Origin of the sequence: Streptomyces sp. NPDC049577, assembly GCF_040675635.1 — a bacterium.
Classification (GTDB): Bacteria; Actinomycetota; Actinomycetes; order Streptomycetales; family Streptomycetaceae; genus Streptomyces.
The window spans coordinates 1-5,730 of record NZ_JBFAPH010000383.1 but is presented as its reverse complement, the minus strand read 5'-3'; the positions used below and the strand labels follow the sequence as shown (position 1 = coordinate 5,730).

Here is a 5,730-nt window from a genome sequence, read left to right as displayed (position 1 = left end):
GCCGGGAGGCGGGCGGGTGGGGAGCGCGTCGGCAACGTCCCGGGCACACGAGTCGAGCTCGACCACCCGGCACGGCAGGCCGTTCACGCCCGGCGCGAGGCCGGACGTCGTCAGCACCGCGTCGACACCGGCGTCCGTCGCGATGTAGGACACCCGGTCCGGCGGCGCCGCCGGGTCGACCGGCACGAACGCCGCGCCGGCCTTCCCCACCGCGAGCAGCGACGCGTACAGGTCCCTCGACCGCGGCAGCAGGAGCGCGACCCGCGACCCCGGGCCGATGCCCAGGCCGCGCAGATGATGGGCGAGCCGGTTGGCGTGCGCGTCGAGCTCGGCGTAGGTGAACTGCCCGGACGCGCACACCAGTGCCGTCGCCGTCGGCCTGCGGTGGCAGGCGGCCTCGAACACCGAGTGCAGCCGCCTGCCGGTCGCTTCCGGCGGCGCCGCCTGCGCGCGGCGTTGTTCCACTCCCGGCCTCCTCCGCGCTTCCCGGGGGGACGGCAGGCCCTCTCACGGCGGGCTTCTTTCATGGTAGGTCCGGGCGGGGGACCGGGCCCGGCGGCGGAGGCGGGCGCGCGCGGGCGCCGGACGGCCCGGTCACCGCGGGCCGGGGCCGCCCAGGGTGTATGCGGAGACGTCGTTGGCGGGATTGACGTCACTCGGGTTCGAGACGGTGGCCGTGATCACCCCGGAGGGCACCTCGGAGCCGGAGCGGACGTCCAGCTTCATGAAGTCCCCGCGGCCGGGCGCCCGGGTGCCGTTGAACGTCGCGTCCAGATGACGGCCGTCCGGCGAGACGCTCTCGGTGAAGGTGTAGTCGTACGGCGTGGAGTACATCAGCGCGCCCGTGGTGGTAAGGCCGGGCGGCAGGTCGACGGTCAGCCGTGTGACACCGGTGATGCCGGTGGTGCCGACCGAGGTCCAGGACACGGAGAACTTGCCGTAACCGTTGGGCGTGGTCGGGTAGTTGCCCGCCTGGGCTATCGCGTAGTCGGGGCCGGCGGGTGCGGCAGCGGCGGCAGCGGGGCCGGCGGGCACGGACCAGGCGGCGAGGGCGAGCAGGGCCGCCGCGCAGGACGCGGCCGCATGAGCTGATCGAGGTCTCATGCGCCCATCATCGCCCCGGCCCCCATCGGGGCACAGAGGGCCGTGACGGCCGTGACGCCCCGTCGTGCGAGAGGCCGCCGCCCGGCCGATACTGGGCACTGGGGTCACCGGCCACGCGCCGCACAGGCCGTGAAGGGATGAAGGCCCATGGCGGAACCCGCCCCTTCCCCCGCGCCGGCGCCCGGCGCGGAGGGCCCCGCGGGGGCCGGCCGCTGGGCCGTGCTCGCCGTGCTCTGCGCCAGCCTGCTGCTGGTCGCCATGGACGCCACGATCCTCAACGTGGCCCTGCCCTCGCTCATCGCCGACCTGCGCCCAAGCCCGCTCGAACAGCTGTGGATCATCGACATCTACGGGCTGGTCCTCGGCGGACTGCTGGTCACCAGCGGTGCGCTCGGCGACCGCTACGGCCGCCGGCTGCTCTTCCTGACCGGCTTCGTCCTCTTCGGCGTCGCCTCGGTCGTCGCGGCGACCGCGCAGGGCTCCTGGCAGCTCATCGGCGGCCGGGTGCTGCTGGGAATCGGGGGAGCGATGGTCATGCCGTCGACGCTCTCCCTCATCCGGAACATCTTCACCGACGCCCGGGAACGGGCCCTGGCCATCGGCATCTGGGCCGCCGTCGCCGGCGCCGGCGCGTGCGTGGGCCCGCTGGTCGGCGGCGCACTCGTCGAGCGGTACGGCTGGTCCGCGGCCTTCTGGGTCAACGTCCCCGTCGTCGTGGTCACGGTCGTCGCAGGCTTGCGGCTGCTGCCGGAGTACCGGGCCCCGCAGACGGGCCGGCTGGACTGGGCGGGCGCGCTGCTGTCGGTCGCCGGGATCGTGGCCCTCGCCTGGGGCATCAAGCACGTCGCCAAGGGCAGCCCGCAGGCCGGGGATCTGATCGTCCTGCTGGCCGGCGTCCTCCTGCTGGCCCTCTTCGCCCGGCGGCAGCTGCGGCTCGACGACCCACTGCTGGACGTACGGCTCTTCCGCAACGGCCCGTTCGTCGCCGCGGCGCTGGCCATCCTGCTCGCGATGCTGGCCATCGGCGCCGCGCTGTTCCTCATCTCCCTGTGGCTGCAGTACGTCCACGGCTATTCGCCGTCCGAGGCCGGGCTGCGCACCCTGCCCTCGGCCCTGGCGACGCTGGCCGGCTCCCTGGCGACCCCCTGGCTCCTGCACCACCTGGGCGTCCGTACGGTCCTGGCCCTCGGACTGAGCGCCCTGGCGGCCGGATTCGTGCTGCTGGCCGTCACCCCCGAGCCCACGGCCTACATCGTGGTCGCGATCGTCCTCGCCACCCTCGGACTGGGCGACGGACTGGCCATCACGGCCTCCTCCGCCGTTCTGGTCGACTCCGTCCCGGCCGAACGCGCCGGCCAGGCCGGCGCCGTGTCGGAGACCGGCTACGAGCTGGGCGTCGGCCTGGGGGTGGCACTGCTCGGCAGCATCCACAACGCCGTCTACTCCTCCGCCATGGGGGAGTTGCCCGTCCGGGGCACGGACGCGGACACCGCGCGTGGCTCGGTGGGCGGCGCGGCCGAGGTCGCCGCCCGGCTCGGCGGGGACCCCGGCCTGCGCGTCCTTCAGGCCGCGCGCGCCGCGTTCGACTCCGCGCTCACCACGACCGCGTACGTCTCCGCGGGCATCGTGGCGGGCGTGACCCTGCTGACCGTCTGGCTCGTTCCGCGCGGCCTGCGGGTCACCGGCGGCCACTGACCGACCCCAGCGGTCGTCAGCACGGTCGTCAGCGCGGTCGTCAGTAGAGCATGCGCAGCGTGACCGTTCCGGTGGCGTGCCGGACGCCCTCCGGGGTCAGACAGGCGGTCACCAGGTCCTGGTGGAGCAACTCGACGGCCAGTACCGCCTGGTGCCCCTTCGCCCGGCCCTCGACGACCATGCCCGCGACCCGGACCACGGACGCCGCGCCCACCCGGGCCACGGTGCCCGAGGAGTACTCGATCACCGACTTCCGGCCGTCCCCGTACCGGACGACCTCCCGGGCGTGCGGTGAGGACACCCTGAGACAGGACGACTCGATGGTTCCCTCGATGCGGCCGACGGCGCCCTGGGGGCGTCCCGAGGTGTCGGCGCAGGTGTATACGTCGTCAGTCGTGAGACGGTGTGTTCTCGACGCGAGGGTCAATCCCGGGGACCAGGTAATGCTCTGCTGCCCGGCGCACACGATCGACTCGGGCGCCTCCCGCCCCCCGTTCCGCCCGTGGCCGTCACCGTCACCGTGTGCCTGGGCCGACGGCGCCCCGGCCAGACACGACCCCGCAAGCGCCACGGCGGCCAGCGCGATCCGGATCCGACGCCCAGCGAACATATGCACCCTCCGAGAACCCGGGCGCGCCCTCCCCGGCGCGCTCACCGGGCCCTGGCTACCCCGGCGAGCCACGAGCCATCCCGCGGCGCACGGGAAACCCGTAGCCCACCGGTATCGCGTACGCCGTGGAGCGCGCGCCCGGGAGGCGTGGGCACGAGGGCACGCCGCCGGCGCGGCGCGCTCACAGGGCGAGGGCGCTGAACTCCGGCGGGTTCGTCCGCACCGAGCGGCGGTCGATGCGCGAGCGGACCTCCTGGGAACCGAAGTGGTAGTCCATGCGCCGCACGGCCTCCGCCCACTCCTGCATCGTGCGCACCGCCGAGAGCGTCTCCACCACGAAGGGGTCCTGCAACCGGGAGGTACCGCGCCGCCAGAGCTCCAGGGGGGATTCCTCCAGGAGGTTTCCCACCGTTCCCTCGCACACCGAAAGGGCCCGCACCTCGCCGTCCGGCTCGACGTGCATCACCGGGGAATCGGCGCGACTGGCGAACCGGTTGGGGCGCATGACGAGACTGCCGTTGTCCGTGGCGAACACCCGCACCGAATCCGGTGCGAGTTCCTGGAGCCGGGCCAGTTTGCCGGGACTGGTCAATTCGGCGACCTGTGCGTCGTCCAGCAGCTCGAAGTGACCGAATTCCGGTCGGCTGGCCAGCCCTTCGGGAACGGCCGCGTTGAACGTCACACTGCGCAATTCGGGGTACCGGGGCGCGATCGCCGTGCAGAATTCCGCCAACTGGGGGAAATTACTGCGCACCACGACGCAGCCGATGCCGAACCACAGCGGCGTCCGCTGTCGCCGTCTGCGCTCCCTCGCCACCGCGTCGAGCATCGTCAGGGCGGACAGGGCCCGGTCGAAGGAACCGCGCCGCCCCCGGATCCGGTCGTGGACCTGGGCCGTCGCACCGTCGAGACTCACGATGACCTCGTCGAACGTCTTCGCGAGCTCGGTGGCCATCCAGGGCTCCATGATCCAGCCGCTGGTGTAGACGGCGGTCTTCACGCCCGCCCGCGCCAGCCGCCCCGCCACCTCGAAGACCCCCTTCACGACCAGCGGTTCGCCGCCGGAGAGCACCACCACCCGGGGGTCCAGGGTGACGAGCGCGTCGGCGACCCGCAGCATGTCCTCGTGACTCAGCTGCCGCGGCGCCCGCCTGCCGGACTCCGAATAGCAGTGCGAGCACCGCAGGGGGCACGCATAGGTGGTGTCCCAGACCACCACCTCGGGACCGGACGACACACTCATGGCTGCCCTTCGCCTTTCCACAGCGGACCAGCCCAGTGTTCTCCCCGCCGTCCGGTACGGAAACCCGGGCCGCCTCCGATCCGTATAGCGGTTTTCCGCTATACCGTCCGGCGGCACATCTCCTGGACTGCCGTCGTCATCGCCCTCGATAATGCCGAGCGTGAAGGCGGAGGGTGGTTCATGAGAATCGCGGCGTTCTTCGGCGGACTGTGCCTGCTGTGGGCGGTCACCGCCGGGACGATTCTGCTGCCGAAAAATACGATCACCTTGCCGTGGATCCTCGGTTCGGTTCTCCCCTGCTACTGCGCCGGCCTGTTCGCGTGGTGGCACGCGCCCTCGAATCCCGTCGCCCGGCGTCTGCTGCTGACCGGCACCGCGCTCTCGGCGTGCATCGCCATCCGCTATGTCTCCGCCCTGCTGACCGACGCGTACGGCTGGGACCTCAGCGCCCCTGAGCGGGGCATGCCCTCGCCGGCGGCCGCCCTGTTCGTCATCCCGACCGAGATGGACAGCCTCGCCGTCGGCGTCCTCGTCGCCCAGCTCCTCGCCCTGCTGCCCGACGGACGCCCCCGCTTCCGCGGCGAACGGCAGCTCCTGGGCGCCCTGTGGGCACTGACCGCCCTCCCGGTGCTCCTGCCGGCGGCGGGCGTGCCCACCCGCGTCGTCGAACTGTCGGTCTCCTACTACCCGGAAGCCTGGCTCCCCGGGCTGGGCGCGGCCCTGCTGGTCGTCCGGTGCCTGCGCGCCCGGGCCGCGGGGGAGGGGCGCCACCGGGACCGCCACCAGGACATCGCCCGGCTGCTGCCGATCGCCTCGGCGGCGGCCGTCGTCTTCCTCGGCCGGGGCGCCTGCCGGCTGTTCCGCACCTGGACCGGCGAGACCGGCGTCCTCTATCTGATCGGCTCGCTCCTCGGCGCCCTGCCGTACGTGACGATCTCCCTGTCCGTCGTCTACGCCGCCTTCCGCTGCCGGTTCCTCGGCGACGACGTCCACTCCGCCGTCGTCACCACCGCACTGCTCGACCTCGTCCCGCACGCCGCCCGCCTGACCGGCTACGACCCCGACGGGCCGCTGACCG

At 73.1% G+C, this 5,730-nt stretch carries 6 protein-coding genes; 2 read left to right on the top strand and 4 right to left on the bottom strand.

Going from position 1 to position 5,730, the window contains the following annotated elements:
* A partial coding sequence (locus tag AB0K09_RS28980; protein WP_366068377.1) for an AMP-binding protein occupies positions 1 to 465 on the bottom strand: 465 nt, incomplete at its 3' end.
* 129 nt (positions 466 to 594) lie between these two features.
* A complete protein-coding gene (locus tag AB0K09_RS28975) occupies positions 595 to 1,104 on the bottom strand; it encodes a hypothetical protein (protein WP_366068376.1) in 510 nt (169 codons plus the stop codon).
* Positions 1,105 to 1,251: 147 nt separating this feature from the next.
* Between AB0K09_RS28975 and AB0K09_RS28970 the strand changes: the two genes are divergently transcribed.
* Entirely contained in the window at positions 1,252 to 2,799 is a 1,548-nt protein-coding gene (locus tag AB0K09_RS28970) for an MFS transporter (RefSeq protein ID WP_366068375.1), read from the top strand.
* Between the two features lie 40 nt (positions 2,800 to 2,839).
* On the opposite strand, the gene AB0K09_RS28965 is transcribed toward AB0K09_RS28970, so the two are convergent.
* Positions 2,840 to 3,100 carry a hypothetical protein gene (locus AB0K09_RS28965; protein ID WP_366068374.1) on the bottom strand — a complete coding sequence of 87 codons (261 nt, stop codon included), beginning with the start codon at positions 3,098 to 3,100 and terminating at the stop codon, positions 2,840 to 2,842.
* Positions 3,101 to 3,590: 490 nt separating this feature from the next.
* Positions 3,591 to 4,652, bottom strand: a complete 1,062-nt coding sequence (locus tag AB0K09_RS28960) for a radical SAM protein (RefSeq protein WP_366068373.1) — start codon at positions 4,650 to 4,652, stop codon at positions 3,591 to 3,593.
* Positions 4,653 to 4,832: 180 nt separating this feature from the next.
* Between AB0K09_RS28960 and AB0K09_RS28955 the strand changes: the two genes are divergently transcribed.
* Positions 4,833 to 5,730, top strand: an 898-nt coding sequence (locus tag AB0K09_RS28955) for a hypothetical protein (protein WP_366068372.1), incomplete at its 3' end; no start/stop codon positions are given.

What these genes read in the sequence shown, in the direction of transcription:
- AB0K09_RS28975 (WP_366068376.1), bottom strand. Translation starts at nt 1,104, where the DNA reads ATGAGACCTCGATCAGCTCATGCGGCCGCGTCCTGCGCGGCGGCCCTG.
- AB0K09_RS28960 (WP_366068373.1), bottom strand. Translation starts at nt 4,652, where the DNA reads ATGAGTGTGTCGTCCGGTCCCGAGGTGGTGGTCTGGGACACCACCTAT.
- AB0K09_RS28970 (WP_366068375.1), top strand. Translation starts at nt 1,252, where the DNA reads ATGGCGGAACCCGCCCCTTCCCCCGCGCCGGCGCCCGGCGCGGAGGGC.